Annotated in this window: 20 protein-coding genes, 1 pseudogene and 1 riboswitch; of the genes and pseudogenes, 15 read left to right on the top strand and 6 right to left on the bottom strand. The window is 59.0% G+C overall.

Features of this window, described 5'->3' with window-relative positions:
• Together denD and ACXHXG_RS31635 are read right to left on the bottom strand one after the other, a co-directional pair.
• Nucleotides 1-984, bottom strand: coding sequence for a D-erythronate dehydrogenase (gene denD / locus ACXHXG_RS31640; protein WP_457901841.1), 984 nt, complete (start codon nt 982-984; stop codon nt 1-3).
• Nucleotides 985-1,013: 29 nt separating this feature from the next.
• A complete protein-coding gene (locus tag ACXHXG_RS31635) occupies nt 1,014-1,766 on the bottom strand; it encodes a FadR/GntR family transcriptional regulator (protein WP_104827452.1) in 753 nt (250 codons plus the stop codon).
• Between the two features lie 199 nt (nt 1,767-1,965).
• A riboswitch (TPP riboswitch) is annotated at nt 1,966-2,098 on the top strand.
• A gap of 92 nt (nt 2,099-2,190) precedes the next feature.
• Here ACXHXG_RS31635 and thiC point away from each other — a divergent pair.
• Genes thiC through ACXHXG_RS31610 form a run of 5 tightly spaced genes read left to right on the top strand, consistent with a single transcriptional unit; the run spans nt 2,191 to nt 6,589 of the window.
• Nucleotides 2,191-4,017, top strand: a complete 1,827-nt coding sequence (thiC, locus tag ACXHXG_RS31630; RefSeq protein ID WP_285170084.1) for a phosphomethylpyrimidine synthase ThiC — start codon at nt 2,191-2,193, stop codon at nt 4,015-4,017.
• 1 nt (nt 4,018) lies between these two features.
• Entirely contained in the window at nt 4,019-4,999 is a 981-nt protein-coding gene (gene thiO, locus ACXHXG_RS31625; RefSeq protein WP_104827453.1) for a glycine oxidase ThiO, read from the top strand.
• The gene (gene thiS / locus ACXHXG_RS31620) at nt 4,990-5,187 is read left to right on the top strand and encodes a sulfur carrier protein ThiS (protein ID WP_104827454.1); all 198 of its coding nucleotides are present in this window, start codon (nt 4,990-4,992) and stop codon (nt 5,185-5,187) included. Before thiO ends, thiS begins: the two co-directional genes overlap by 10 nt.
• A 2-nt stretch (nt 5,188-5,189) precedes the next feature.
• Entirely contained in the window at nt 5,190-5,963 is a 774-nt protein-coding gene (locus ACXHXG_RS31615; protein ID WP_104827455.1) for a thiazole synthase, read from the top strand.
• A complete protein-coding gene (locus tag ACXHXG_RS31610) occupies nt 5,960-6,589 on the top strand; it encodes a thiamine phosphate synthase (protein ID WP_104827456.1) in 630 nt (209 codons plus the stop codon). The genes ACXHXG_RS31615 and ACXHXG_RS31610 overlap by 4 nt, the downstream gene beginning before the upstream one ends.
• Before the next feature lie 95 nt (nt 6,590-6,684).
• Here ACXHXG_RS31610 and ACXHXG_RS31605 read toward each other — a convergent pair whose 3' ends face one another.
• The gene (locus ACXHXG_RS31605; protein WP_104827457.1) at nt 6,685-7,677 is read right to left on the bottom strand and encodes an alpha/beta hydrolase family protein; all 993 of its coding nucleotides are present in this window, start codon (nt 7,675-7,677) and stop codon (nt 6,685-6,687) included.
• A gap of 142 nt (nt 7,678-7,819) precedes the next feature.
• Nucleotides 7,820-8,491: an ATP-dependent Clp protease proteolytic subunit gene (locus ACXHXG_RS31600; RefSeq protein ID WP_283052382.1), complete on the bottom strand. Its 672-nt coding sequence runs from the start codon at nt 8,489-8,491 to the stop codon at nt 7,820-7,822.
• Between the two features lie 238 nt (nt 8,492-8,729).
• Here ACXHXG_RS31600 and ACXHXG_RS31595 point away from each other — a divergent pair, with 238 nt between their 5' ends.
• From ACXHXG_RS31595 to ACXHXG_RS31585, 3 genes are all read left to right on the top strand, one after another.
• Entirely contained in the window at nt 8,730-10,991 is a 2,262-nt protein-coding gene (locus ACXHXG_RS31595) for a bifunctional diguanylate cyclase/phosphodiesterase (RefSeq protein WP_457901840.1), read from the top strand.
• Nucleotides 10,992-11,215: 224 nt separating this feature from the next.
• On the top strand, nt 11,216-12,118 hold the full coding sequence (locus tag ACXHXG_RS31590; RefSeq protein WP_457901839.1) for an alpha/beta hydrolase: 903 nt from the start codon (nt 11,216-11,218) through the stop codon (nt 12,116-12,118).
• 195 nt (nt 12,119-12,313) lie between these two features.
• Nucleotides 12,314-13,249: a GGDEF domain-containing protein gene (locus tag ACXHXG_RS31585; RefSeq protein ID WP_457901838.1), complete on the top strand. Its 936-nt coding sequence runs from the start codon at nt 12,314-12,316 to the stop codon at nt 13,247-13,249.
• Between the two features lie 29 nt (nt 13,250-13,278).
• On the opposite strand, the gene ACXHXG_RS31580 is transcribed toward ACXHXG_RS31585, so the two are convergent.
• The gene (locus tag ACXHXG_RS31580; RefSeq protein ID WP_457901837.1) at nt 13,279-14,274 is read right to left on the bottom strand and encodes an aldo/keto reductase; all 996 of its coding nucleotides are present in this window, start codon (nt 14,272-14,274) and stop codon (nt 13,279-13,281) included.
• A gap of 156 nt (nt 14,275-14,430) precedes the next feature.
• Nucleotides 14,431-15,351 carry a LysR family transcriptional regulator gene (locus ACXHXG_RS31575; RefSeq protein ID WP_457901836.1) on the bottom strand — a complete coding sequence of 307 codons (921 nt, stop codon included), beginning with the start codon at nt 15,349-15,351 and terminating at the stop codon, nt 14,431-14,433.
• Nucleotides 15,352-15,507: 156 nt separating this feature from the next.
• Here ACXHXG_RS31575 and ACXHXG_RS31570 point away from each other — a divergent pair, with 156 nt between their 5' ends.
• The 7 genes and pseudogenes from ACXHXG_RS31570 to ACXHXG_RS31540 all read left to right on the top strand — a co-directional run.
• Nucleotides 15,508-16,254: an RraA family protein gene (locus tag ACXHXG_RS31570; RefSeq protein WP_104827464.1), complete on the top strand. Its 747-nt coding sequence runs from the start codon at nt 15,508-15,510 to the stop codon at nt 16,252-16,254.
• A 5-nt stretch (nt 16,255-16,259) separates the two neighbouring features.
• On the top strand, nt 16,260-17,264 hold the full coding sequence (locus tag ACXHXG_RS31565) for a D-2-hydroxyacid dehydrogenase family protein (protein ID WP_245464116.1): 1,005 nt from the start codon (nt 16,260-16,262) through the stop codon (nt 17,262-17,264).
• On the top strand, nt 17,261-18,049 hold the full coding sequence (locus ACXHXG_RS31560; RefSeq protein ID WP_104827465.1) for an SDR family oxidoreductase: 789 nt from the start codon (nt 17,261-17,263) through the stop codon (nt 18,047-18,049). The genes ACXHXG_RS31565 and ACXHXG_RS31560 overlap by 4 nt, the downstream gene beginning before the upstream one ends.
• A 39-nt stretch (nt 18,050-18,088) precedes the next feature.
• Nucleotides 18,089-19,396 carry an MFS transporter gene (locus ACXHXG_RS31555; protein WP_104827466.1) on the top strand — a complete coding sequence of 436 codons (1,308 nt, stop codon included), beginning with the start codon at nt 18,089-18,091 and terminating at the stop codon, nt 19,394-19,396.
• A gap of 198 nt (nt 19,397-19,594) precedes the next feature.
• Nucleotides 19,595-20,089 carry a cupin domain-containing protein gene (locus tag ACXHXG_RS31550; RefSeq protein ID WP_104827467.1) on the top strand — a complete coding sequence of 165 codons (495 nt, stop codon included), beginning with the start codon at nt 19,595-19,597 and terminating at the stop codon, nt 20,087-20,089.
• A gap of 76 nt (nt 20,090-20,165) precedes the next feature.
• Entirely contained in the window at nt 20,166-20,612 is a 447-nt protein-coding gene (locus tag ACXHXG_RS31545) for a RidA family protein (protein ID WP_245464117.1), read from the top strand.
• Between the two features lie 36 nt (nt 20,613-20,648).
• Nucleotides 20,649-20,868 (top strand): annotated as a pseudogene (locus tag ACXHXG_RS31540) (Re/Si-specific NAD(P)(+) transhydrogenase subunit alpha); the annotation flags it as partial.

Below are 20,868 nucleotides of genomic sequence, written 5' to 3'. Positions count from 1 at the left end.
TCAGATTTTCCCTCCAAGTTCATCATCGATGTGGATCCTTATGATCTCATCGAAATTGGTTTCCGCCCTGAAGCCGAGCGCCGTTGCCCGCCGCGCATCGAAATCCGTCGCCCATCCGGAAACAATCGAGCGGATTGTGGGGTCGATCTCACGGCGGATGAGTTTGATCGCCTTTTCGCCGGCAACGCGGCGCAGAGCCTCGATCTCCTCGCCAACAAGCGCGGACAGTCCGGGCATGGTGAGATTTCGGCGCGGCCCGATCTTGCTGCTGTCGATGCGTGCGGCATGGATGAAGAAGCCGACTGCGGAACGTGGGCTGGCAAACCAGTGTCGGACATTCTCGTCCACCGGCAGCACGGCTTCCTGATTGACAAGAGGCTCGCGCAGAATGTTCGAGAAGAAGCCAGAGGCCGCCTTGTTCGGCTTGCCGGGGCGGATGCAGATTGTTGGAAGGCGAATGCCGATGCCGTCGAAGATGCCGCGCCTCGAATAATCGGCAAGCAGCAGTTCGCAGATCGCCTTCTGCGTACCGTAGCTCGTCAGAGGGGTCGTGAAGAAATCATCGCCGATCTTCTCCGGAAAGGGTTGGCCGAAAACAGCGATCGACGAGGCAAAGATGACGCGGGGGTTATAGGGCTCCTTCAGCCCCTCGTGCCGGATGGCCTCGAAGAGCGAGCGCGTGCCATCGAGATTGGTGTGGTAGCCCTTATCGAAATCCGCCTCGGCCTCGCCGGATACGATCGCCGCCAGATGAAAGATCATATCCGGCCGCAAGCCGGAAAGCTTGGTGGCACTCGCGGGATCAGAAAGATCGGCCGTCATCGCCGTGGAAACGGATACAAGCGCGGCCGGAACCGGCGGCGGAACAACGTCGACAAGCGTCAACCTGTCGATCCCGCGGCCAAGCACATCTGCCTGCAGACCAATCTTCTCCACCAGCTTGCGGCCGATCATGCCAGCCGCCCCGATAACCATCACATGCATATCAGCCAGATCTCCTCATGCTCAGCGGCTCAAACCGTATTGCCGGTATTGCCGGTCGCCAGCAGAACCTTGGTCGTTTCGTAAATACGCGTCAGATGATGCCGGAACGCGTCGACGACGGCATCGCGGTCATGCCGTGCGAGAGCCTCGTAGATCGATAGATGATCGTCGTAGCTCGCTTCGATAGCGCCCGGCTTGGACATGGCGTTGCGGCGGTAATTCATCATGTAGGTGTATAGGTCAGTGACAAAGTCGGCGAGCAGCGGGTTTCCACCGGCGCGATAGATCGCAACGTGGAATTCGCGGTCGCAAATGAGGAAACGCATCACATCGTCTCCGCCAAGCCGCTGCGCCTCCAGAAGAGCCTGCAACTTTGCCAGCGTCGCATCGTCGATCCGTTCGGCAGCGTCGCCGACGACCTTGAGCTCGACATGGAGACGGGCCGCGTGAACCGACTCCAGATCGTAGCTGTCGATTGCGTTGGGAGAGGCGATCGTCACCGTGATGTGGCTGAGGTCGACCTTGCAAACGCGGCTGCGGCTGCCATGCGAAACCGCGATGATACCCTGCGCGGCCAGGGTCTGGATGGCGCCGCGCACCGTTTCGCGGCTGACATGGAGAACGCTTGCCAGTTCGCGCTCGCCCGGCAACTCGTCGCCCGGCCGCAACATGTTGGTTGCTATCAGGACCATCAGCTTCTGGGCGATAACGTCACGCGCCGTCCGGCGGGCGAGACCACGCGCGATATTCGGCACCTCGGTTAAGATCGGACTTTCGTCCATCACACCCTCCGGTCCACTGGTTGGTCCAGCAGATCAGTTTATTAAGAATGGTTGAGCAAATCAGTCAAGCCAATTTCCTCCTGTAACCGCCAATACGGACATCTTTCATCAGCCAGGCTCGGGTCAGAGGTATCGGTCGACGCCCGAGCCGCAATGAGAGCAAGCTTGACATCATCAGCAGCGGCCCTTTACGATCACCGACATTCACCAGGGGGGTCCCGGCAAGGGGCTGAGATACTGCTGAACAATACGGCTTTGCCGATTGTGGGCGCAGTGACCCGTTGAACCTGATCCAGTTCATACTGGCGTAGGGACGGTGCAAGCGCTCGAAGGCTTTGGATTCATGCGTGGAATCCGTGCCGGCGTCTTTCCATCATTCCGGCTGATTGACTGGGTCTCCAACTGCAATTTGGAGCCTCAAACCATGACCATTGCCGCAAAGAATCTTACCCCGACCGTCACGACCGGCCCGATGCCGGCATCGCGGAAGATCCATATTTCTGGAGATATCCATAGCGATATCCGCGTACCGATGCGCGAGATCAGCGTCCATCCGACCGCAGGCGAGCCGCCTGTCGTCGTCTATGATTCCTCCGGTCCCTACACGATAGAGGGCGCCGAGATCCGCATCGAGCAGGGCCTGCCCCAACTGCGCCGTGACTGGGTGCTCGCCCGCGGCGATGTCGAATCCTATGTGGGCCGCCATGTCCGCCCCGAGGACAACGGCTTTGTCAGCGGCGAACGGCTCACGCCGGAATTCCCAGGGCGACGCCGGCCGCTACGTGCCAGGGACGGTAAAGCCGTCACCCAGCTCGCTTATGCACGGGCCGGCATCATTACGCCGGAGATGGAGTTCATCGCCATTCGCGAAAACCTCGGCCGCAAGGCCAACGCCGAAGCACTGATTCGCGACGGCGAGAGCTTCGGCGCTCATATTCCGGATCATGTCACGCCGGAATTCGTCCGCCAGGAAGTCGCCGCCGGCCGAGCGATTATCCCGGCTAACATCAATCACCCCGAAAGCGAACCAATGATCATCGGCCGGAATTTTCTGGTGAAGATCAACGCCAATATCGGCAATTCCGCCGTCACGTCATCGATGGCGGAGGAAGTCGAAAAGATGGTCTGGGCTGCCCGATGGGGCGCCGATACCGTCATGGACCTTTCGACGGGCCGCAACATCCACAATATCCGCGAATGGATCATCCGGAATTCGCCGCTGCCGATCGGCACGGTACCGCTTTACCAGGCGCTGGAAAAAGTCGGCGGCATTGCCGAGGACCTCACCTGGGAGATCTATCGCGACACGCTGATCGAGCAGGCCGAACAGGGCGTCGATTATTTCACCATCCATGCAGGCGTACGGCTGCATTACATCCCACTCACCGTCAATCGCGTGACCGGCATCGTCTCGCGCGGCGGCTCGATCATGGCCAAGTGGTGTCTTCACCATCATCGCGAGAGCTTCCTCTACGAACATTTCGAGGAAATCTGCGATATCTGCCGCGCCTATGACGTCTCCTTCTCGCTCGGCGACGGCCTGCGCCCCGGCTCGATCGCCGATGCCAACGACGCGGCGCAATTTGCCGAACTCGAAACGCTCGGCGAGCTAACGAAGATCGCCTGGGCGAAGGATTGCCAGGTGATGATCGAGGGCCCCGGCCACGTGCCGATGCACAAGATCAAGGAAAACATGGACAAGCAGCTCGCCGTTTGTGGCGAGGCGCCTTTCTATACGCTCGGGCCGCTGACGACCGATATCGCGCCGGGCTACGATCATATCACCTCGGGCATCGGCGCTGCCATGATTGGCTGGTTCGGCACGGCCATGCTCTGCTACGTCACCCCGAAGGAACATCTCGGCCTGCCCGATCGCAATGACGTCAAAACAGGTGTCATCACCTACAAGATCGCCGCCCATGCGGCGGACCTTGCCAAGGGGCACCCGGCCGCGCAGGTGCGCGACGATGCATTGTCGCGCGCCCGCTTCGAGTTCCGTTGGGAAGACCAGTTCAACCTGTCGCTCGATCCCGACACCGCCCGCAGCTTCCATGACGAAACCTTGCCAAAGGAAGCCCACAAGGTTGCGCATTTCTGCTCGATGTGCGGCCCGAAATTCTGCTCCATGCGGATTTCGCACGATATCCGCGCCGAAGCGCAGAAGGAAGGGCTGGACGCGATGGCGGCGAAATACCGTGAGGGCGGCGATCTCTATATGCCGATCGACACCCCAACCCATAAGGCAGACTGACATGCGTGTCCTTGTGAAGGGGGCCGGCGTCGCCGGCCTCACGGTCGCACGCGAATTGCAAGCCCGTGGTGCGGAAGTGATCGTCTTCGACCCGCACCCAAACTTCGCTCGCGCTGCTTCCTGGCTCGCCGGCGGCATGCTCGCGCCTTGGTGCGAGCGCGAAAGCGCCGCTGAGACTGTGCTTAAACGCGGCCTCGATGCCGCCGATCGGTGGGAAGCGATCCTGCCGGGCAAGGTCGTCCGCAACGGAACGCTGGTCGTCGCATCGACGCGCGATCATGGTGAACTGAAGCGATTTGCCAGCCGCACGACCTGCTATCAATGGGTGGGAGAGGACGACATTGCTGCACTCGAACCCACTCTCGCCACTCGCTTCAGACATGGCCTGTTCTTCCAGCGTGAGGCTCATCTGGATCCTCGTCTCGCGCTGCGCGAGTTGAAAGAGCTGTTGTCGGCAGAGGGCGTCGTCTTTACCGACGAAGATGTGAGCGAAGACGATTTCTCCGATATCGTTGATTGCACAGGTGCTGCCCGCATCGGGCAAAGTCGCGATCTGCGCGGCGTGCGTGGCGAAATGCTCTATCTGCATACTGAGGAGGTCACGCTCGCCCGGCCCGTTCGCCTGCTACATCCGCGCTTTCCCGTCTATATCGTCCCCCGCGGCGAGGGCCTGTTTATGGTCGGCGCGACGATGATCGAGACCGAATTCGACGGCCCGATCACTGCGCGCTCGATGATGGAACTGCTGAATGCAGCCTATGCGCTGCATCCAGCCTTTGCGGATGCCACTATCGTCGAAACCGGCGCCGGCATCCGCCCTGCCCTCCCCGACAATTTTCCGCGAGTAATGCGGGAAGGCAAGGTCACCTTCCTCAACGGTCTTTATCGCCACGGTTTTCTGCTGGCGCCAACAATGGCGGCGGAAGCCGCCGATCTCGTCTTTTCCGAACGGACGACGCAAAGGAGTTTCCAATGCACCTGATCATTAATGGCGAAGCACAGACGATCGCCGCCACGACGCTTTCGCAGCTTTTGGCCGCCCTCGACTACGAAGGCGAATGGCTGGCAACCGCCGTCAACGGCGAACTCGTTCATCGCGAGGATCGCGACGGACATATTCTGGCCGACAACGACAGGATCGAGATCCTGACACCCATGCAAGGAGGCTGACCATGCTCGATCTCTACGGAAGCCAAATCGGGTCGCGACTTCTTCTCGGCACCGCGCGCTATCCCTCGCCAGCAGTCCTCGCCGAAGCGGTCAAGCGATCAGGGACCGAGATCGTCACCGTATCGTTGCGCCGCGAAGCGGTCGGCGGTCGCAACGGTGGCGCATTCTTCGACATGATCCGCGCGCTCGGCGTTCGCGTTCTTCCCAACACGGCCGGCTGCCATGGCGTATCGGAGGCGGTGCTGACCGCCAAGATGGCCCGCGAAGTGTTTCGAACCAACTGGATCAAGCTGGAGGTGATCGGCAACCACGATACGCTGCAGCCGGATGTCTTCGCACTCGTCGAGGCGGCGCGCATTCTGATCGGTGAGGGTTTCGAGGTCTTTCCCTATACGACGGACGATCTGGTCGTCGCCGAACGTCTGCTCGAAGCCGGATGCCGGGTGCTGATGCCCTGGTGCGCGCCGATCGGTTCTGCGGCAGGACCGCTCAATCTTTCCGCACTTCGATCTCTGCGGGCACATTTTCCCGACGTGCCGTTGATCGTGGACGCCGGTATCGGCCGACCTTCGCATGCTGCTGTTGTCATGGAGCTCGGCTTCGATGCCGTACTGCTGAACACCGCGGTTGCCGGCGCCGGCGACCCTGCCGCAATGGCGGAAGCCTTCGCCAAGGCGATCGACGCCGGCAGGCAGGCCTTCGGCGCCGGTATGCTGGAGCCGCGCGACATGGCAGTGCCTTCGACACCCGTAATCGGAAAGGCGGTTTTCGCATGAAGCTCGATCCATTCTACCTGATCGTTGACAGTGCCGCATGGATCGAAAGGCTGGTGCCACTGGGTGTCAAACTGGTGCAACTGCGCATCAAGGATCGCACTCTGGCCGAGATACGGGCAGACATCCGCCAGGCAAAGGCGGTCTGCGCTGCCCACGCATGCCAGTTGATCATCAATGACTACTGGCAACTTGCCATCGAGGAAGGCTGCGATTTCATCCATCTCGGCCAGGAGGATCTGGCGGTGGCCGATCTTGGCGCCATCCGCGAGGCAGGCTTGAAACTGGGACTTTCGACGCATGACGAGGCGGAGCTGGCGATCGCGCTGGCGGCGCGTCCGGACTATATCGCGCTCGGTCCGATCTACCCCACCATTCTCAAGGCCATGGCCTGGGCGCCGCAGGGTCTCGACCGCATCGGCGAATGGAAGGCGCGCATCGGCAGCATACCGCTGGTGGCGATCGGCGGGCTGACCGTGGAACGCATTGCCGGCGTCTTCGAGAACGGGGCGGACAGTGCTGCGGTGGTCACGGATATCACCTTGAACAAAGCACCCGAAACGAGAACCATGCAGTGGCTGGGGATGACCGACATCTACCGCTCCAATGTCAGCGCGGACCCGATTTAGATACGAAGGGGCGTCTTTGCTGCAGCGGACGCCCCACTTCTGGCCAGAACTGCTTCAAGAGCATCAACGACCAATTCGGCCGTCAGATCGGCCGGTTAGTGCTCCAAGTGCTTCCGGAAGAACGCCAACACCGCGGAATTGAACTCCTTGTGAAAGGCCACCCGGTCGAACCCGGGTCTGTCGCCGCATATGTCCGGACGTTTCTTAGCCAAATCCGGCGTGCAGGGCGTAAGGAAGGCAAAATGACCGGCACCTTGTACGATATGGTAGTCGGGCTTGGCCGGCAGATCGCGATCGATAGCCGAAACAAAGTCAAACGACACTTCACCGCCAGTCCTGTCTTCTCCGCTGTGTTCCGACGCCCAAAGTTGAATCGGAGTTTTCACGTTCTCTAAGCCGTCTGGGCCGAACAATGGACCGAAAGCCGGATCGGCAATGACAAGGGCCTTCACGCGAGGGTCATGCGCGAATGATTGTGCCGGCATCTCGTTTTTCTGCATTTGTGCGCAACTGGGCTTCGGAAAATTCTCCGGGCAGAGCGCAAGAGCCTTTCGAAGATCGGGAGTGCCGCCTGCAACAACCAAGCCTGTATAGCCACCTCTCGAGAAGCCAAAGAACCCTATATTTTCGGGGTCGAGTTTCGAATGATCGGGCCATGCGGTGAGCATGTAGTCGATCAATCGCGTGATGTCGGCCGGACGCTCCGTGAACGGGGCAAGAGTATCGGCACGGCTCAAATCGCCGCCGGCTCCGGCGTCGACCGGATGGTTGAGCGCAACGACAACGAACCCACCATCTGCGAGCATCTCGGCTGTGTCATGGTGGCTGACGAAGGATCCTCCATAGCCATGCGAGATCACGATCAATGGCAGTTTTTCGCCGGACACGGCACAGTTCTCCGTGGCCGGCAGCGTCGTCATGCGAAATTTCACCTCGCCCGCCTCTTCGGCGCAAGGAGACCAGACGGCTGCTTGTAGCATTGGAAGGCCGGGCTCAGCCGGCACGCTGATGAAGCGAAGACCGGCAGCCTGGGCGAACGTTGCCATCAAGCAGAACGTGGCCAGGAGCGTGGACTTGAAAAGGCGCATGCATTGCTCCGATCAAGAGATTTGAACTTGCCGTAGACGGTTTCCAGGATGCTGAGAATTCGCCTCTGTTTATGCGGAGCATTGTCTCGCTCAGGTAGCTCCCATACGAACGCCACCCGGCCAAAGAGGCATTTCACCAAGACTACTTGCCGCCGGAGGATTGAACAAAAAACAGCCCATCATGCGGTTGTATGCTCACCTCGCCGATCCGTGTTGCCAGGCCCATATTTAATGCCTCAGGTGCCCTTACAAATCGAAGTTTCGGGCTCAGGAGGTCGGCATATTGCTTGTCGCTGATTGAAAGCCGCCCCTCGAATATTTCCTTCATTCGATCATCATCGATTGCAAGGGCGTTATATCCCTCATTGATTTGATCGGCGGTCAGTTTTTCGCTGCTGAAGGTTTCTTGGCCGGAGTGAAATGCAAAAAGAGATTCTTTATTTGCAATTCTTTCTTTCCCAGCCAGGAATAAAAGAACTGCCGCCGATTCAACATTGGCAATTGCATACGTATTAATTTGAACGTCCATGGAAGACAGTATGTGGTATAGGGCGATGCCCGAAGCGATATTTCCACCCATGGAATTTATCATCAGGTATATTGTACTGTAACCTTTTGATCTCAGATTTATGATTCCGCTCGTAAGATCGAGTGTAGACTTTTCATCAATCGGCTGGGAGAAATACAAATAGGCGGCCGAGCCGCTATTCACATTTTCCTTCTCTTGAGCAAAGACGACGCTGGATTTGAAGGTACCGATCGCTAAGGCAGATAGACCTAAGCAGACATTCCGGCGATTCAACATTACCGACATATCAGACAGCCCTCGAATGGATTAATCACTCCGGTAAGATACGCGGCACTTGCGAGCCTCGGCAACTTCAAGCGAACGACCTTACTTCAAAGTCACGTGATCTCATGCGCTGCAGGATGCCGTCATCACCCGGCAAAAGACCTCGTGTGGAGAGTAAAATTCTTTGCCCTAGCCGGTTTAGTGTTGCTTTAAAGAAACTGTGTCAGGGTACAGGCGTGTCCTCTATACCGGCAACCTGATGAAGTTTCGAAGAAATCCAAAGATACTGCGCGGCTTCGCGAGCTCTGTAATAGGCCATACTGGCGCATTTGCTCCGGCAATATTTGCGGCAACTATTGCAGTCATCGTCGTCTGTGTTGCAACGAACTGGCGGCGGGAACGATCGCTGGCCGATGAACGCTCCATTGTTGCCGGCGAGATTGCCACCATTTCATCCCGGCTTCAGACGAACCTCAATAGCAATGTGAAGCTGCTGCAAGGCCTGGCGGCTGGTGTCGCAGTCAATCCAACGATGGACCAAACCGCCTTTTCCAAACTTGCTGCCGAAATCTTGCAGCCCGATTCACAATTGCGAAGCTTCGCCGCGGCGCCTGGCATGGTGGTGAAGTGGGTTTATCCGGAAAAAGGAAACGAAAAGGCCATCGGACTCGACTACCGAAAGAATGAAAAGCAACGCGATGGCGCGATGCTGGCGCGCAACACCCACAATATCGTTCTGACCGGGCCTGTTGAGCTCGTCCAGGGCGGGACTGCTTTCATAGTCAGGTGCCCAGTTTATATCAATGACGGAACAAGCCAGATCTTTTGGGGTCTTCTTTCTGGAATCGTAGATATTCCGAGGCTTTACCAAGATAGCGGCCTTGAATCGACCGACCTTGAGATTGCCATCAGCACCGTACCGGAGCCGAACTCGCCCAAACAAGTTTTTCTCGGTAGCCTGGACACTTTTTCGAAGCAACCGGTCGTGACATTCGTTGATATGACGTATGGCCGATGGACCCTCGCCGCGGTGCCCAAGCACGGATGGGGTCAAAATAGCGGGATTGCCACTTTTGAGCTCTATGCGAGCCTGTTGGCATTCTGTGTCATTGCACCGATCATCTGGGTCGGCTTTCTGACCAAATCACGCCAAAAAACCATTGAAAAGCTTCGCCTTCACAAGAAAAAGCTCGTTCGAGCACGGCAAAGGCTGGAATACCTGTCGTTGCATGACGCCCTCACTGGGCTTCCTAACAGACGATTTATCGACCAGATGATCTCGCAGCCGACGAGACCCGGTCCGGAAGATTGTCTGATCCTCATTCATATCGACCTGGATCGATTTAAGGAGATCAACGACACGAAAGGTCATGCCGGAGGTGACACGGTGCTGCAGGCAACGGCTTCGCGCCTTGCCAATTTGGCCGGCCCGAACGACGTCGCGGCTCGGATCGGCGGAGATGAGTTCATCTTCGCTAGCTGGAGCACCGATCCCGAGCCTAAGGCAAACGCGTTGGCGCAACAGATTGTCGATACGCTCGAGCAGCCCCTCTCCATTGATGGGGCGGAGTGTGTGGTCGGTGCAAGCGTTGGCGTCGCCTGGGAGACTGAACCTGCTGCGCGCCGGCGAGACCTCAGTCAATTGCTTCTCAATGCCGATTTGGCTCTGTACGAGGCGAAGAAGACGGGTCGCGGCCGCGCCGCCATTTTCACCGAAGAGCTTCGTAGCGCCACAATCCATTCGAAAGAACTGGCGGACGAATTCAATCATGCGCTCGATCGCGATGAACTGGTCGCATTCTTCCAACCGCAGTTTAACGCAGACACATTGGATATCGTCGGCGTCGAGACACTCGCCCGCTGGGATCACCCGCGAAAAGGTCTGCTCACCCCGGACAAATTTCTTGACGTCGCGGAAAGGCTGGGGCGCAGCGGCGACATGGACAGGCTGATCCTGCAAAAGGCCCTGTTCGAGCTTACAAGATGGGACAGCCTTGGGATGGACATCCCGCGTGTCTCAGTCAATATTTCTGCGCGTCGACTGGCGCAGCCAAATCTGCTTGCCGAGCTTTCCGCACTTCCCTTGGCGAGAGGTCGCCTGTGTTTCGAGCTGCTTGAGACAATCTCCTTCGATGATCTTCAACCTGTTCTCAATGAGATCATTCCCGCTGTCAAAGAGCTTGGGATCGAAATCGAGATCGACGATTTCGGCACCGGACATGCCAGCATCGTCAGCCTGCTTAGATTTGAACCACGAAGGCTTAAGATCGATCGGGAAATTATCAAGCCGATTGTTACGTCTCCATCCCAACGCCGTCTGGTCTCCTCAATTATCGAAATCGGCCGATCGCAAAACATCGACATCGTTGCCGAAGGCGTGGAGACCATGGAGCATGCGAAGATCCTGAAAGATCTTGGTTGCCATCTGCTGCAAGGTTACGCGCTAGCACGACCAATGACCTCGCAGCAGTTGATCGAATTTTGCCGTACGAAGAGTAAAGGACTTACAGAGGCGGGATAATAACGTCGCGATGACTCAATCGGCGATTACTGCCCGCGACGTTCTTGCAACGGCGCAAACGCGATTCTATTCTGTGACTGGGACCAACGAAGCTTAGACGGCATTCTCGAAGAACGTCCCAAAGGGACAGAACGGCCCGACGAAATAGCGTCCGGCTGCCGCAATCACATCTGCATCGACTGAAATCCAGCAATGATCCGATCCGGGCCTATACGGAGATCAAGATGACGGACCACCGCGAAATCGATGCTATTCGAGCCCTATTAAATTCCAGGCCCCGCCCCGTCGGATGGGCGGAGCGCCGGCATAGAATCGAGGAAGTCGGTGCCGCCTGGCCGATTGCCGACGATATCGAACTGGAAGAGGTCGAACTGAACGGCTTCTCCGCGGAATGGTCATTGGCGCCGGGCAGCAATGCCGCGCATGTGCTCATGTTCTTCCACGGGGGCGGCTATTGCTCGGGCTCGATCGTCAGCCATCGCCGTTTGGTGACCGAAGCTGGGCGCGCCGCGGGCGCGCGGACGCTCGCCGTCGGCTATCGCCTTGCTCCGGAAAATACGTTTCCCGCGGCCCTCGACGATGCCATCGCCGCCTGGCGCTTTCTGCGCGGACAGGGCATAGATGCCGAACATATCGCCGTTGGCGGCGATAGCGCCGGCGGCGGCCTGACCGTCTCGCTGATCAATACACTGCGCGCTGCCGGTGAAGCCTTGCCGGCATGTGGCTGGCTGATTTCGCCTTGGACTGATCTGACCATGTCCGGCACGACGCTTGCCACGAAGGGTGCGATCGATCCGCTCATTCACAAAGACTATTTGCTTGAGCTCGCCGAGGCCTACGTGCCCCCGCATGTGGACCGCAGGGATCCTCGCGTTTCCCCGCTCTATGCCGATCTGAAGGGAACGCCGCCGCTCCTCATTCAGGTCGGATCGGATGAAAGCCTGCTTGCCGATGCCACAAGATTTGCAGCGGCTGCCGGCGAAGCCGACGTCGAGGTCACACTCGAGATCTGGCCGCGCATGATCCACGCATGGCCGCTATGGAACGCACAGCTCGAAGCAGGACGGCAGGCAATCATACATGCCGGAAACTTCATCCGGCGATGCATCAGCGGAGAGCCAAGATAGCGGGCCGCGGATGCCGCCGATGCTTCATCACGCCTGGCGCCGGTCGTGATGGTCATTGTAACAATGAGCGTTCTGACCCCTGTCGATGTTACTTAAGCTTGACCTGATCATCGTTCGGCGACAAATAGACCGTTGAGGCGCTTCCAACCGTCCGGCTTCATGAGAACACGCACGAGGATTGTCAAAGTCGATCCCATGGATAATGACATCAGCCGACTGTTTGAACTATTCGAGAGCGCCCCTGTTCTCGTAGCTGCCTATGATGAATTCGACCGATTGCGCTACGCGAACAAGGCGTTTCGGACAGCCTTTTTCATAGAGCCCGATGAGACGCCGTTGTGGCCAGATCTGATGCGGCGGAATTTCCATGCGAAACGCGGCACTGTCATCCACGCTGCAGACTTTGAAGAGTGGTTGATCTCTACCCAATCTCGCCGCGGAAAGATCGGCTACCGGGCCTTTGAGACCGATCTCGTCGACGGTCGTTGGCTTTGGATGACGGAGATGGTTCAAAAAGATGGGTGGATGCTGTGTGTCGCCAGCGATGTGACGGGTTTGAAGGCAAAGACACGCACGGTCCGGCAGGACCGGGATCTGGCAATAAAGGCCTCCTATACCGATGAACTGACCGGTATCGCCAATCGCCGCTTCGTCACCGCCCGTGTCGAAGACATGCTGCTGCCACGTAAGGACGCCGAGCCATCGTCCGGCTGCCTCTGCGTCCTCGATATCGACCGCTTCAAAAGCATCAACGACCAATTCGGCCATCAGATTGGCGACGTGGTGCTCAGAGACTTCGCAAAGCGGATTCATAGCCTCGTTCGGCGCACCGATTGCTTCGGACGCATCGGCGGGGAGGAATTCGTGCTCACGCTTCCAGCCACTCCCATCGGCCAGGCACATTTGATCGTCGAACGGATGCTCGTTTCCGTTCGCAAAGCCAGACCGCTGCCGGAGCATCCAGAATTTCAATACACATTTTCGGCAGGCATAGCGTGCGCGCAGCCGGGTGACACAGCCCTCAGCCTATATGCCCGCGCGGACCGGGCACTTTATATGGCAAAGCTCGGCGGCCGTGATCGAATTCACGCAGATGGTTCAGCGGACGATCGATCCGCGAGCGCGGGATGAAAGCAGGACCTTGTCGCGGCATGCCGGACCTAGAGACCAGACAGCGCTTTGTCGATTTTGGCCATCACCTCTGCCTGCAGCGGTCCCTTCGCGAGGGCGCCGGCATTTTCCTCGACCTGGGCAACCGTGCGGAAGCCGGGAATTGGCAGCGTGCGCGGCGAGCGCGCCCATAGCCATGCAAGCGCACCCTGCGTCAACGTGCGGCCGTCTACGGTCAGCAGATCGCGGACCGCTTCCAGACGGGCGGCGAATTCAGGAGCGATCTTACCCTCCTTGAAGTAGATCATCCAGCCGAGACTCGCGCCACGCACATCCTTCTCGCCGACCGTTTTGTCAGGCGTGAACTTGCCGCTGAGCAAACCCATGGCGAGCGGACCGCGATTGATGGAAATCAGGCCATTGCGCTCGATGATATCGATCATCGCCGAAGCCGGCTCGAAGACATTCATCGTATGCTGGATCGACACGAATCCCGCGCGATGCAGATGACGTGCGGCACGATCCGGATGGTCCGTGCTCCAGCCGAACGCGTCGATCTTGCCTTCGTCCTTTAGCGTTTCGAGCGTTTCAAATACCTCATCCGACGCTTCGAGCGGAAAATCGTTGAGATGGAACTGTAATAGATCCAAACGGTCGCGGCGCAGGCGGCGCAAAGACGTCTCGGCGGACTGCCGGATGAAGGCCGGGTCGGCGAAAGCGCCGATTGCTTGTTTAGTCTTCTCGTCCGTCGCGGAGCCGAATTTGGTCGCGATAACGATATCGCCTCGATTGCCAATCGCCCGACCTAACACCTCTTCGGAATGCCCAGCCCCATAATTCGAGGCGGTATCGAAGAAGCGAATGCCAAGATCCACCGCCCGCTCGATAGCGCGGATCGATTCATCGTCATCGACTTCGCCCCAGCCAAGCGGTACGTCGCCGGCATAAAACGGCCCACCGATCGCCCAGCATCCCATGCCCAGGCGCGGAATCTCGCGGTCGTTCCAGAGAACCATTGTGGTAGCATTGTCAGCTTCAGTCTGCATGTCATCCTCCGCGATCGTTTGCCGTTGCAGGGAGAGATAGGGGCAGCGGCCCGAGTGGCAAACAGCCAAATCTGCAGGGTATTTTTCACGGATGAAAAACGGTCGTTGGCGGCTACCCGATGGGAAAACTCCGCATTGAATGTATGACCACAGCACTCAGCCGGCATTATCCGCTCCGACGTTTCCGCAAATACCGGCAACAAGCAAGCGGAACCATTGGTGAGCGGGATGGGTGTGAACACGTTCATGCCACACGAGCTTATAGACCAGTTTCTCGGCCTCGAAAGGAAGATGACGAACGACCAATCCATGCTGGGAGACGAGCGATCGGCCATGTCCGTTGATGAATCCGCTGGGCACACAGGTCATCAGGTCGCTTCCCGCGACAATGCGCAGCGCATCGACAAAATGGTTGACGACGACGACGATTGTCCTTGTACGACCATGCAGGCTCAGCCAGCCATCGATCACGCCCAAATCCATCCCCGATGGCGTCACCAGCACATGCGAAGCTGCGACGAACTGATCAAGGTCCATCTCTCCCTCTAATGCATGTCCTCGCCGCATCACGCACATGTAGTGATCTGTCCGAAGCCCCTGAACATGGATGTCTCGTGGGAGCGACGGAAACATACCGACGGCGCAGTCAAGCGTGCCACGCTCTATCCCCTCAAGAGAGCTCGCATTGGTATGGAAAGAAAATGCCAAGCGGGCATAGGGTGACATCGCGCGCAGCTTCAGCGCAATGCCGCAGACCGCTTCCTCGGCAAGGCTATCCGTAACGGCAATTCGGAAGCTGGTCGGGTCCGAGCGCGGGTCGAATTGCTCCGGTGCGATTGAGGCTCTGATGACCGCGAGCGAACGGTGAAGCTCGGGCCAAATGGCGAGCATCCGTGAGGTTGGCTGAACGCCGTCCGCAACTTTTAGGAAAAGTTGGTCGTGCGTCAATTTTCGGGCGCGCCGAAGCGCGTTGCTGACTGCTGGCTGGCTCATCGACAGACTGGCTGCGGCTCGCGTCACGTTCCGCTCCAGCATAATCGCTTCAATGACCACCAGCAGGTTGAGATCAAGCCGCATGTTATTCACCACGATGATAATCGTGCCCTCTAAATCTAAATTGGACGATTCAAACCTTTTGGGCAACTGTATCGACAAGAGCCAGAACGATGATGTCCTGCATCGGAGATAAGGCTGCGACAGACAACTGCGCAATATACTGCGAGGATTTATCTCATGAATGATGCTCCTGCCGGAGACCTGTTGCCGAAGCTGACCGGTAAGATCAGCCCCGATCGTATTCGTCTGATGCGGGCGCCACGTCCGCCGCATGGCCTCATCGAGAAGTTCAAACGCATCCCCGATGCGACGAGCGTGGTCGCCGACGTCATGGACGAGCTGGGCATCACCGGCGCTATCGGAGCATCGGTTCTCAAGCCGACCCTGCCGAACGCAAGCATCGTCGGGCCGGCCCTGACCGTGCGCAATATCATGCAACGCGACCATGTCTACGAAACTGCCCGCAACCATGTGAACCGCATGGCGGAGTTCGAGGCTCACAATCTGGCGCTGCCTGGTGACGTCGTCGTCATCGATGGTGTTGCCGGCATATCCAACATGGGCGGCATTTCGGCGCAGACCGGCAAACGGCAGGGCGAAGCCGGCGCCATCGTCTTCGGTGGCATCCGTGACGTCGGCCATTCCCGTCGTGTGGAATATCCACTCTGGGCCACCGAGATCACCCCGGTTACGGGCAAATGGCGCATCGAGACGGTGGAAATCAATGGCGATATCCAGATCGCCGGCATTCGCGTCGCGCCCGGCGATATCGTCGTCGCCGATGAGACCGGCGTCTGCTTCATCCCGATTGCGCGCGCGGCCGAGGTGCTGGAGCGGGCGCTGGCGAAGGCTGCCTTCGAGCACGAAAAATGCGGTGCAATCGATGCAGGGACCGCAGTTGCCGACTTGCCGAGCAAAGAGTGACTATAATGGCTAATCTCACCCCCAGACTGCGTGTGGCTATCCTCGACGACTATCAGGATGTCGTTCGTACGCTCGACTGCTTCAGCAAACTTCAAGGCCATGAGGTGACGATTTGGAACGATGCGGTAGCCGACGTGAACATGTTGGCAGAGCGACTTGCCAATGCCGACGTACTCGTGCTGCTGCGCGAGCGGACCAAGGTGGACGAAGTGCTGGTCAGCCGACTGCCGAACCTCAGGCTGATCAGCCAGAATGGCCATGTGCCGCACATCGATCTCGCCGCATGCACGCGGCACGGCGTTCTGGTCTCCTCGGCTCTGACGCAACGGCCTTCATATCCAACGGTGGAGTTCACCTGGGGCCTGATCCTCTCGGCGATGCGCAACATTCCGCTTGAAAGCGCCGCGCTTCGGGAAGGGTCATGGCAGACGACCGTCGGACTCGGACTGCGAGGCCGCACACTCGGAATCTATGGCTTTGGCCGGCTTGGCGCGATGGTGGCGCGGATCGGCGTCGCCTTCGGCATGGAGTTGCTGATCTGGGGGCGCCAGGGGTCTCTGGACCGGGCGCGGCAAGAGGGCCTTCCAGTTGCCGCGAGCAAGCAGGCCCTGTTCGAGCAATCGGACGTGCTCAGCCTGCACCTGCGCCTGAATGCCGAGACTGCCGGCTTGATCGACGCCGACGACCTTGCCCTGATGAAGCCGACGGCCCTGCTGGTGAACACGAGCCGAGCGGAGCTGATCAAGCCTGGGGCGCTGGTCGCAGCCTTGCGCAACGGCCGCCCCGGCAAAGCGGCAGTCGACGTGTTTGAGCACGAACCTTTGACCGACCCGAGCGACCCCTTGCTGATGCTGCCAAACGCCTTGTGCACGCCACATCTCGGCTATGTCGAGCGCGACAACTACGAATATGCCTATGGCAATGCCTTTGACCAGATCGTCGCCTTTGCCCAGGGCGCGCCGATCAACATCCACAATCCGGATGTGCTGAAACAGGAGAATGCGCAATGAACCTTGAGCTGGACGGCAAAGTCGTTTTGATCACGGGCGGCAGCAAAGGCATCGGTCTTGCCTGCGCCCGGGCCTTCGCCAGGGAAGGCGCCCGCGTGGCTATCGTATCGCGCGGCGCCGATAATCTGGCCGCCGCCCGGGCAGCACTTGCGGCCGACGGCATCGACGTCACACCCTTCGCCGCGGACCTGTCGGATGGCACCGCAGCCGAGCGTGCAGTCATTGCGGTTGAGGAGCAGGTCGGACCGATTGCTGTGCTGGTCAATTCCGCCGGTGGCGCCGTGCGCGTACCCCCGAGCGAACTAACGCCGGACAAGTGGCGCATCGCGATGGACGCGAAGTTCTTCACCTACATGAACGTCATGGACTATGTCTTGCCGCGCATGGTGTCGCGGCGCGCGGGTGCGATCGTCAACATTATCGGCACTGGCGGCAAGATCGCCTCGCCGATCCATATTCCTGGCGGCGCTGCGAACGCGGCGCTGATGCTGGCCTCGGCCGGTCTGGCTGCAGCTTGGGGACACGCGGGCATACGCGTCAACGTCATCAATCCCGGGGCCACGATGACCGATCGGGTGCAAATGTCGCTGGACGCGGAATCGCGCGCCACCGGAAAGCCGCCGGAGGAGCTGCTGCGTCAAAACCAGCAGCGCATACCGCTTGGGCGCTATGCCACCCCAGAGGAGGTGGCCGATGCCGCGCTTTATCTCGCCAGCGTTCGAGCATCCTACGTGACCGGCGCGTCGTTGACGATGGACGGAGGCCTGACGCCGCTCGTTGTGTGACCGGCTGAGTGCGAAAAATCAACATTGGGAGGAGACCAAATGTTTGGCTGGTATCGCGAGCTAACAAATAGAGAGCGAAATACGTTCTGGGGATGCTTTGCGGGGTGGGCAGTGGACGCGATGGATGCGCAACTGTTCAGCTTTGTGCTTCCGGTGCTGATCGCAGCATGGGGATTGACGACGGCGCAAGCGGGCTATCTCGCCACAGCGACACTCCTCTCGGCCGCCGTGGGTGGCTGGGCATGCGGTTATCTGGCAGACCGCTTCGGCCGCGTCCGCGTCATGCAGTTCACCATTTTATGGTTCTCGGTGTTCACTCTCATCGCCGGCTTCACGCAGAACTTCGAACAGCTCATCGTCGTGCGGGTGCTGCAAGGGCTGGGCTTCGGCGGTGAGTGGGCCGCTGGTGCCGTGCTGATGGGCGAGATCATCCGGCCTATCCACCGCGGCAAGGCGGTGGGCAGCGTTCAAAGTGGTTTTGGCGTCGGCTGGAGTGCCGCGGCCATATTGGCCAGCATCGTTCTGGCCTACGTACCGGCGGAATATGCATGGCGGACCCTGCTGATGATTGGCGTGCTGCCCGGACTTCTGGTTCTGCATCTGCGCCGAACGATCGAGGAGCCGGAACTCTATCAGCAGACCCGAGCTGCGATAAAGGCCACCGGCCGCGACCCGAGCCTCAGCGCGATCTTCCACCCTGGCATGCTGCAGGTGACGATCCTTGCTTCACTGCTGGCTTTCGGCGTCGTCGGCGTGGGCGGAGCAATTGTCAACTGGCTGCCGACGTTCATGAAGACGGTCCGTCACCTCTCGCCAAGCGCCTCAGGCTACTACGTATTTCTGGTTACCGGCGGTTCGTTCTTCGGTTTCCTGGCAAGCGCATACCTGTCCGACGTGCTCGGACGGCGACGGACATTCCAGTTGTTTCTGGTCTGCTCATGGGTGGTGACCATTGCCTATATGTTCCTGCCGCTATCGGGCTGGGGACTCATTCTGATGGGTGTGCCATTCGGCTTCTTCACGATCGGCAACTACGCAGCGCTGGGTCCCTTCTTTACCGAACTCTTCCCGACAGCGATACGTGGCAGCGGCCAAAGCTTCGCCTATAACTTCGGCAAGGCGGCCGGTGCTATCGCAGTCTCCTGCATCGGCATTCTGGCGCAGTGGATCACCTTGGCAGAGGCCATCGGGCTGATTGCGTTGCTCGGCTACAGCATCGCGATCGTGGCAACGCTGCTGCTTCCTGAAACGAAAGGCATCAATCTTATGCCAGGCCTCGGTCCAACGGCGGATGAGGACGACCAGTCCGCCGCAACGAGGGAACAAACCGCTGCGGGTAGCCCCTGACCCCACAGGGACCGTTGGAACCCGACGGCACGCGATATGCGATCCACAGAGATGACATAGGACCTCGGGCCCGCGCCCCGAGAGACGAAATGACCAACCACCGGTTTGCCGAGCGCATGCGCTTGGGACAAATCGCAACCCTCCACGACGCAACCTGGATGCTTCCGTGGAGCTTCTTTCTGGACCAAGGAGAGACCAATGAAATCAACTTTCCCGTACCTGGTTCTTGCCATGACTTTGGCGACACAAGGGAGCATCGCCCAAGCGCAAGCCGCAGGCGGACCAATGCAAATCATGGTTGCGACACCCCAGCAACTTTCGATCACTCAGAGCGCCTCGAAGACGGTCGGCGTGTCCCAGGTTTCGGGTCAGAGCGCTGAAATGCTTTATGGCGATCCGACGAAAGCAGGACTTTACACGGTTCTGCTGCGCCTCGAACCACACAAGCGCATCATGCCGCTATCGCATCCCGATTCCCGCTTCGTGACCGTCTTGTCGGGCACCTTCTACGTTGGGTTTGGCAATACCTACGATGAAACCAAGCTCAATGCGCTTCCGGCGGGAGGCATCTACACCGAACCCGCCAATGCCAACCATTTCGGGGAAACGCGAGACGAGCCAGCCCTCGTCGCGATTACCGGATATGGGCCGAGCGGCACAAACTATGCGAACCCCGCGGATGCGCCAAAGTAACTAAATGCACTGCCAGAAACCATGCGCTTTCAGCGGCGCCCGATGGAGCGCTGAAGTGAGATGACAGGAGAAACACATGTCTCAATCGCCAATGACCAATCCGACCGATGTGGTGCAGGCAAGCTCCGCCACAAGCCGCCGCAAGAGCGTCACCGTCGAACGCTTAGCCCACAAGTTCCCGGTCCCCAACGCGTGTCGAATCGGGAACCTGGTCGTCTCGGGTGCGATCCACGGCGTAGATCCCGAAACGCAAGTCATGCCGGAGGACCTCACATCCCAGTGCGCCCATGTGTTCGCAAATATGAAGACGATCGTCGAGGCCGCCGGCGGCAGCACCGATGACATCATCAAGATGACGGTCTATCTGCGCGACCGCAACAATCGAGAGCCGCTCAATGAGGAATGGGTGCGCATGTTCCCGGACCCCGAAACCCGACCGGCTCGACACTCGCAGCCCTTGTTGGTGGAAGGACCTTCGCTGGTTCAATGCGATTTCATGGCAGTGATTGGACGAGCAGGCTGACGGCGGCGCGGCGCGATCGTCGGGGGATAAGATACGATGAAGATCGGAGCAGTTAAGGAAAGAGCCGCAGGAGAAGCGCGCGTTGCGATGACGCCAGAGGCCGCTCTTCAGCTCCAGAAACTGGGTTACGAGTGCGTGATCGAAACCGGTGCTGGAAAAGCGGCCGGATTTTCGGACGAGGCGTATCGTGGCGTGGGTGTCACGGTGGTCGACAGCGCGGCTTTGCTCTACGAGACATCCGACGTCATTGCCAAGG

The sequence above is a fragment of the Rhizobium sp. LEGMi-198b genome (assembly GCF_054114205.1).
The sequence above is the reverse complement of the archived record's forward strand: the minus strand, read 5'-3'. Positions and strand labels throughout refer to the sequence as shown.

Excerpts from the sequence above, each read along its gene's own strand:
- denD (WP_457901841.1), bottom strand. The coding sequence starts at position 984 with ATGCATGTGATGGTTATCGGGGCGGCTGGCATGATCGGCCGCAAGCTG.
- ACXHXG_RS31635 (WP_104827452.1), bottom strand. The coding sequence starts at position 1,766 with ATGGACGAAAGTCCGATCTTAACCGAGGTGCCGAATATCGCGCGTGGT.
- thiC (WP_285170084.1), top strand. The coding sequence starts at position 2,191 with ATGACCATTGCCGCAAAGAATCTTACCCCGACCGTCACGACCGGCCCG.
- thiO (WP_104827453.1), top strand. The coding sequence starts at position 4,019 with ATGCGTGTCCTTGTGAAGGGGGCCGGCGTCGCCGGCCTCACGGTCGCA.
- thiS (WP_104827454.1), top strand. The coding sequence starts at position 4,990 with ATGCACCTGATCATTAATGGCGAAGCACAGACGATCGCCGCCACGACG.
- ACXHXG_RS31615 (WP_104827455.1), top strand. The coding sequence starts at position 5,190 with ATGCTCGATCTCTACGGAAGCCAAATCGGGTCGCGACTTCTTCTCGGC.
- ACXHXG_RS31610 (WP_104827456.1), top strand. The coding sequence starts at position 5,960 with ATGAAGCTCGATCCATTCTACCTGATCGTTGACAGTGCCGCATGGATC.
- ACXHXG_RS31605 (WP_104827457.1), bottom strand. The coding sequence starts at position 7,677 with ATGCGCCTTTTCAAGTCCACGCTCCTGGCCACGTTCTGCTTGATGGCA.
- ACXHXG_RS31600 (WP_283052382.1), bottom strand. The coding sequence starts at position 8,491 with ATGTCGGTAATGTTGAATCGCCGGAATGTCTGCTTAGGTCTATCTGCC.
- ACXHXG_RS31595 (WP_457901840.1), top strand. The coding sequence starts at position 8,730 with ATGAAGTTTCGAAGAAATCCAAAGATACTGCGCGGCTTCGCGAGCTCT.
- ACXHXG_RS31590 (WP_457901839.1), top strand. The coding sequence starts at position 11,216 with ATGACGGACCACCGCGAAATCGATGCTATTCGAGCCCTATTAAATTCC.
- ACXHXG_RS31585 (WP_457901838.1), top strand. The coding sequence starts at position 12,314 with ATGGATAATGACATCAGCCGACTGTTTGAACTATTCGAGAGCGCCCCT.
- ACXHXG_RS31580 (WP_457901837.1), bottom strand. The coding sequence starts at position 14,274 with ATGCAGACTGAAGCTGACAATGCTACCACAATGGTTCTCTGGAACGAC.
- ACXHXG_RS31575 (WP_457901836.1), bottom strand. The coding sequence starts at position 15,351 with ATGCGGCTTGATCTCAACCTGCTGGTGGTCATTGAAGCGATTATGCTG.
- ACXHXG_RS31570 (WP_104827464.1), top strand. The coding sequence starts at position 15,508 with ATGAATGATGCTCCTGCCGGAGACCTGTTGCCGAAGCTGACCGGTAAG.
- ACXHXG_RS31565 (WP_245464116.1), top strand. The coding sequence starts at position 16,260 with ATGGCTAATCTCACCCCCAGACTGCGTGTGGCTATCCTCGACGACTAT.
- ACXHXG_RS31560 (WP_104827465.1), top strand. The coding sequence starts at position 17,261 with ATGAACCTTGAGCTGGACGGCAAAGTCGTTTTGATCACGGGCGGCAGC.
- ACXHXG_RS31555 (WP_104827466.1), top strand. The coding sequence starts at position 18,089 with ATGTTTGGCTGGTATCGCGAGCTAACAAATAGAGAGCGAAATACGTTC.
- ACXHXG_RS31550 (WP_104827467.1), top strand. The coding sequence starts at position 19,595 with ATGAAATCAACTTTCCCGTACCTGGTTCTTGCCATGACTTTGGCGACA.
- ACXHXG_RS31545 (WP_245464117.1), top strand. The coding sequence starts at position 20,166 with ATGTCTCAATCGCCAATGACCAATCCGACCGATGTGGTGCAGGCAAGC.